Origin of the sequence: Achromobacter sp. ESBL13 (genome assembly GCF_036668755.1) — a bacterium.
Taxonomy (GTDB): Bacteria; Pseudomonadota; Gammaproteobacteria; order Burkholderiales; family Burkholderiaceae_B; genus Achromobacter.
Window position 1 is genome coordinate 20,936 of record NZ_JAZEVT010000011.1, and the last position, 6,335, is coordinate 27,270.

The 6,335-nt window shown below is 63.4% G+C and carries 3 protein-coding genes; all 3 read left to right on the plus strand.

What is annotated here, in order from left to right; genetic code table 11:
* Positions 1-1,422, plus strand: a complete 1,422-nt coding sequence (locus tag V6F88_RS27740; RefSeq protein WP_332613515.1) for an HlyD family type I secretion periplasmic adaptor subunit — start codon at positions 1-3, stop codon at positions 1,420-1,422.
* Between the two features lie 19 nt (positions 1,423-1,441).
* Positions 1,442-2,098 carry a helix-turn-helix transcriptional regulator gene (locus V6F88_RS27745; protein ID WP_332613516.1) on the plus strand — a complete coding sequence of 219 codons (657 nt, stop codon included), beginning with the start codon at positions 1,442-1,444 and terminating at the stop codon, positions 2,096-2,098.
* Positions 2,099-2,182: 84 nt separating this feature from the next.
* A partial coding sequence (locus V6F88_RS27750; RefSeq protein WP_332613517.1) for a retention module-containing protein occupies positions 2,183-6,335 on the plus strand: 4,153 nt, incomplete at its 3' end.

Here is a 6,335-nt window from a genome sequence, read left to right on the forward strand (position 1 = left end):
ATGCAGAAAAATCCTGGAGAGACCCGGCACGGCCTGTTTGGCGGCCTGTGGCGCAAACTGCGCAACGTCTTCGTGTTCTTCTTTGACCGACTGCTGGACGGCGCCGAAAAGGGCAAGCAGGAAAAGCGTTCAGACTATGTCGGCAACGCTGAATGGGTGATCCACGAATCGCAGGCCCGCAGTTCGCGCGTGCTGCTATGGGTGGCGTTGCTTGCGACGTTCCTGCTGATCGTCTGGGCGGCCACGGGCAGCATCGACGAAGTGGTCCGTGGCGAAGGCAAGGTTGTGCCGTCGCGCCAAGTGCAGATCATCCAGAGCCTGGACGGCGGTATCGTCGAGGAAATCCTGGTTCGCCCGGGCCAGGAAGTCCAGGCTGGCCAGACGCTGCTGAAAATCGATTCCACGCGCTTTGCCTCTTCGCTGGGCGAGAACAACGCCGAATACCTGTCGTTGCTGGCCAAGTCCGCCCGCTTGCAGGCATTGGCTACCGGCGAACCTTTCGTCGCGCCGGAAGAAGTGCTGAAGCAGGCGCCCGGCCTGGTTGAAATGGAACGCAACGCCTGGCAGGCGCGCAACACCGAACTGAACGCCACCATCAACGTGGCGCGCGAACAGCTCAAGCAACGCCAGGAAGACTTGCGCGAAACCATCGCCAAGCGCGATCAGGCGTCCGCCAGTTGCGGCCTGACTTCGCGAGAATTGCAGGTCACCCGGCCCTTGCTCAAGAGCGGCGCCGTGTCCGAAGTGGACCTGCTGCGCCTGCAACGCGACGTGGCGCGGTATTGCGGCGAGCAAAAAGGAGCCGAAGCGCAAATCGACCGCTTCCAGGCGTCCATCAAGGAAGCGCAAAGCAAGCTGGAAGAGTCCGAGCTGAATATTCGTAACCAGGCTCGCAGCGAACTGTCCGAGACCAACACCAAGCTGTCCACCCTGCGCCAAGGCAAGCTGGCGCTGGCCGACCGCGTGAAGCTGGCCGAAGTGCGCGCGCCGCTGGCCGGTACCATCAAGACGCTGTTCAACAACACCGTGGGCGGCGTGGTGCAGCCGGGCAAGGACATTATCGAAATCGTGCCCAAGGACGACACGCTGCTGCTGGAAGTGCGCATCCAACCGCGCGACATCGGCTTCCTGCATGCCGACCAGAAGGCAGAAGTGAAGTTCACCGCCTACGACTTCGCCATCTACGGCGGTCTGGAAGGCAAGGTCGAACAGATCGGCGCCGACACGGTCACCGACGAGAAAGGCAATTCCTATTACGTGGTGCGCGTCCGCACGGACCGCAGCACCGTGGGCGACAAACTACTGCCCATCATCCCCGGGATGGTGGCCGAGGTTCATATCCTGACGGGTAAACGCACCGTGTTGCAGTACCTGCTCAAACCGATTCTGCGTGCCAAGGCAAACGCCTTCACCGAACGTTAAAGGAGAGCTGCAAGGCTTTATGAAACCCGTTCCCGTCTTGTTGATTACGCACGACGACCTGCTCTGGCAACACTGGCGCGCGTTGGATTCCACGCGCTGGCTGGCTGCCCGCGGGCGCGGCCTGGCCGACCTGCAACGCTGGCGCGAGCAAGGCCGCACGCTGGCCGTGCTGGATACCGACGTGCCGCGCTTGCCGTCCTGGCAGGATCCCAGCTGGGGCCCTGCCCTGGCCGGCCTGCACCTGGTGGTCGCCAGCCCCAGCCCTAACGACGAGCAAGGCACGCAAGCGCTGGGCGCGGGCGCTCATGGCTATTGCCACAGCTACGCGCCCGCCGCCGCGCTGTCGCAAGCGCTGGAAGTGGTTTTGTCCGGCGGGATCTGGATGGGCCGGTCTTTGGTGGCGCGCTTGCTAAAGCTGGTCACCGAGCGCGCCCAGGATTCCCGTTCCTGGGACAACGGCCTGCTGACCGAGCGCGAGATCACCGTGGCCCGCTACGCCGCCAGCGGCCAGGCCAACGCGCAGATCGCCGAGGCCCTGGGCATCACGGAACGCACGGTCAAGGCGCATCTTTCCGCCGTCTTTGAAAAGCTAGGCGTGTCCGATCGCCTTCAACTTGCCCTGCTGGTGCACGGCATTTCGGCGCCGGCCGACACGCGCAGCAAAATTACTTCCTGAAACTGTCCTTGAGGACAATATCGCCTCCGCGCGGCGCTCTTTAGTATCTGGCCATCTTGGATAACTCCCTGAAACGGAACCCACATGGCCAACACTACTCCCGCAGTCGTCAATGAAATCTCCGGTCGCGCGTGGATACGCAACAGCGACGGCTCGCTGACCGAACTGCATCAAGGCAGCAACGTCCCCGCCGGCAGCGACATCGTTACGGCTTCAGGCGCCACGGTTTCCCTTCAGGTTGAAAACGGCATGCCGATCGTGATCGGCGAAAGCCGTGAAGTCGCCGTCAACGGTGACATCGCGGGCCCCTTGGCCGACCCTAGCGAAGCCGCGGTAACCCCGCCCACCGGCACGGATTCCGACCGCCTGCTGGCCGCCCTGCAAGCCGGACGCGACCCGTTCGACGAACTGGACCCCACCGCCGCCATCGTGGCTGGCGGCGGCGATGCCGGCGGCAGCAGCTTCGTGCGCCTGGCCCGCATCCTGGAAACGACCACGCCGCTGGACCTGGCCTACGCCAACCCCGGCCGCGGTGACGATACCCTGCCCCGCGCCGGCGCCGCCGGTGCCACGGGCGACAACGGCGACGCCGCTGGCCCGGCAGCCACCAACACCGCCCCGTCCGCACTGAACGATGCCAGCACGGGCGACCAGAACGCGGTCCAGCGCGGCAACCTGCTTGGCAACGACAGCGATCCCGACGGCGACCCCCTGGCCATCGTGTCTGTCAGCGGCCGGCCCATGACCGCGGGCGGCGTCACCGTCAACGGCTCCAACGGCGGCACGTTCACCGTTCTGCCCGACGGCAGCTACGTCTTCACGCCCGGCACGGGCTTCCAGAACCTGCCCGCCGGCCAGACCGCCACCAGCACGATTTCGTACACGGTCACCGATCCCAGCGGCGCAACGTCCACTGCCACCGTCGAAGTGACGATCGTCGGCGTGAACGACCCAGCCCAGATCACCCCGGCCAACGCCGGCGACGACGCCGGCACGGTCAAGGAAGACACCACCTTCACCGCCAACGGCAAGCTGAACGTCACCGACGTGGACAACGGCGAAGCCCGCTTTGTCGTGCAATCCGGCCAAGCCGGCCAGCACGGCACGTTCTCGATCGACGCCAGCGGCGCGTGGGTCTACAACCTGAACAACAACGATGCCCGCGTGCAGGCGCTGGCTGTTGGCGAGACCCTGACCGAGACCTTCACGGTCACCACGGCTGACGGCACGGCCGGCACGGTCACCGTCACCATCCAGGGCACCAACGACGTCCCCACGATCAGCGGGCAAGCCGCTGGCGCGGTCGCCGAAGACACGGCCCTGGTCGCCACCGGCAAGCTGGACGTGGCTGACGTCGACACTTCCGACACGCACACGTGGTCCGTCAACGACAACGGCGCCGGCCAATACGGCGCGCTAACCATCGCGGCCGACGGCACGTGGACCTACAACCTGGTCAACACCAACCCCGCCGTCCAGGCACTGATCGCCGGCCAGACCTTGACCGAGACGTTCACCGTCACGGTCAACGACGGCAACGGCGGCGTGACAACGCAAGTGGTCACCGTCACGATTAACGGCACGGATGACGGCGCAGTCATTACCCCGGGGGCACCGGGTGCTGACGCGGGCCAGGTCGTCGAAGACGAGAAGCTGTCGGTCGGCGGCAAGTTGGAAGTCACCGACCCGGACGCTGGTCAAGCGGTGTTCCAGGTTCAGACGAACGCCACCACCACGCACGGCACGTTCTCGATCGATGCCAACGGCAACTGGACGTACAACCTGAATAACAGCGATCCGGCCGTCCAAGGCCTGGGCGCGGGCAAAACGCTGACGGAAACCATTACGGTCACGACGGCGGACGGCACGACGGGCGAGGTCGTGGTCACGATCGTCGGGACCAACGACGTTCCGGTGCTGACGGGCAAGGCCGACGGTGCAGTCACGGAAGACGGCAGCCTTGTCGTCTCGGGCAAGCTGGATGTGGCTGACGTCGACACGACCGATACCCACACCTGGACCGTTAACAACGAGGGCAAGGGCACGTACGGATCGTTCTCCGTTGATGGCAACGGCAACTGGACCTACAACCTGGACAACGCCAATAAGGACGTTCAGGGTCTGAAGTCCGGCCAATCGATCACCGAAACGTTCACCGTCACGGTGGACGACGGCAACGGCGGCGTGGTCACCAAGGACGTTACGGTCACGATCAATGGCACGGATGACGGCGCGATCATCAATCCGGGAGCTCCGGGCGCTGACAAGGGCGAAGTGATCGAAGACAAGACGCTGTCTGTTGACGGCAAGCTCAACGTCACCGATCCGGACGCCGGCCAAGCCGTGTTCCAGGCTCAAACCAACACGGCCGGCCAACACGGCACGTTCTCTGTCGACGCAAACGGTGCATGGACGTACAACCTCACGAACAACGACCCGGCCGTCCAAGGCCTGGGCGCCGGCAAGACGTTGACCGAAACCTTCACGGTTACGACCGCTGACGGCACGACGGGTCAGGTCGTGGTCACGATCGTCGGGACCAACGACATCCCCGTCGTGACCGGCAAGGCTGATGGTGCAGTTACCGAAGACGGTTCGCTGGTTGCAACCGGCAAGCTGGATGTGGCCGACGTCGATACGACCGATACGCATAGCTGGACGGTTAACAACGGCGGCAAGGGTACGTACGGTTCGTTCTCTGTTGATGGCAATGGAAACTGGACCTACAACCTGGACAACGCTAATAAGGACGTCCAGGGGCTGAAGTCGGGCCAATTCATCACCGAAACGTTCACCGTCACGGTCGATGACGGCAACGGCGGTGTCGTCACTAAGGACGTTACGGTCACGATCAATGGCACGGATGACGGCGCGATCATCACCCCGTCTACGCCTGACAGCGACAAGGGCGAAGTCATCGAAGACAAGACGCTGTCCGTGGGTGGCAAGCTCGAGGTCACCGATCCGGACGCCGGCCAAGCCGTGTTCCAGGCTCAAACCAACACGGCCGGCCAACACGGCACGTTCTCTGTCGGTGCCAATGGCGCGTGGACGTACAACCTGACCAACAACGACCCGGCCGTCCAAGGCTTGGCCGCTGGCAAGACCCTGACCGAAACGTTTACCGTCACCACCGCTGACGGCACGACGGGTCAAGTCGTGGTCACCATCGTGGGCACGAACGATATTCCCGTCTTGACAGGCAAGGCTGACGGCGCCGTCACCGAAGACGGTAGCCTGGTCGCCACCGGCAAGCTGGATGTCACGGACGTCGATACGACCGATACCCACACCTGGACCGTTAACAACGAGGGCAAGGGAACGTACGGTTCGTTCTCTGTTGATGGCAATGGCAACTGGACCTACAACCTGGACAACGCCAACAAGGACGTCCAAGGTCTGAAGACCGGCCAATCGATCACCGAGACATTCACCGTCACGGTGGACGACGGCAACGGCGGCGTGGTCACCAAGGACGTTACGGTCACGATCAATGGCACGGATGACGGCGCGATCATCACCCCGTCCACCCCCGACAGCGACAAGGGCGAAGTCATCGAAGACAAGACGCTCTCCGTGAGTGGCAAGCTCGACGTCACCGATCCGGACGTCGGCCAAGCCGTGTTCCAAGTTCAGACGAACGCTCCTGGCCAACACGGTACGTTCTCCGTCGGCGCGAACGGCGCGTGGACGTACAACCTGACCAACAACGACCCGGCTGTCCAAGGCCTGGGCGCTGGCAAGACCCTGACCGAAACCTTCACGGTTACGACCGCTGACGGCACGACGGGTCAGGTCGTGGTCACGATCGTCGGGACCAACGACATCCCCGTCGTGACCGGCAAGGCTGATGGTGCAGTTATCGAAGACGGTTCGCTGGTTGCAACCGGCAAGCTGGATGTGGCCGACGTCGATACGACCGATACGCATAGCTGGACGGTTAACAACGGCGGCCAGGGTACGTACGGTTCGTTCTCTGTTGATGGCAATGGCAACTGGACCTACAACCTGGACAACGCCAATAAGGACGTCCAGGGTCTGAAGTCCGGCCAATCGATCACCGAGACATTCACCGTCACGGTGGACGACGGCAATGGCGGCGTGGTCACCAAGGACGTTACGGTCACGATTAACGGTACCGATGACGGCGCGATCATCACCCCGTCTACCCCTGACAGCGACAAGGGCGAAGTCATTGAAGACGAGAAGTCGTCCGTCAGCGGCAAGCTCGACGTCA